The organism is Paraburkholderia sp. SIMBA_054, assembly GCF_046534875.1.
Lineage (GTDB): Bacteria > Pseudomonadota > Gammaproteobacteria > Burkholderiales > Burkholderiaceae > Paraburkholderia > Paraburkholderia hospita.
The window spans coordinates 1-234 of sequence record NZ_JAWRXV010001759.1 but is presented as its reverse complement, the minus strand read 5'-3'; the positions used below and the strand labels follow the sequence as shown (position 1 = coordinate 234).

Annotated in this window: 1 protein-coding gene; it reads right to left on the bottom strand. The window is 59.8% G+C overall.

Going from position 1 to position 234, the window contains the following annotated elements:
• Positions 1-234: AraC family ligand binding domain-containing protein (locus tag SB822_RS61130; protein WP_410859662.1), on the bottom strand; the 234-nt coding region annotated here is incomplete at both ends.

The following is a 234-nucleotide window of genomic DNA, read 5'->3' as shown; positions in this document are numbered from 1 at the left end:
GCAGTCTTCAATCATCAGGCGCGGCGCTTCGAGGAAGATTGCCTCGCAGGCGCGGGCGACCGCATGAAACAACTGTCCGTCATCGGCCAGCGTCTCGCGAAAACCGATATACGCATCATTGCCACCCATCGCGCTTCTGACCAGCGATTGCGGCATATAAAGCATGTTATAGGCAAAACCGTCCGCGGCGACCGCCTGCCCGTCGTGGCGTTCGCCCGGCTCGATGAGAATCAC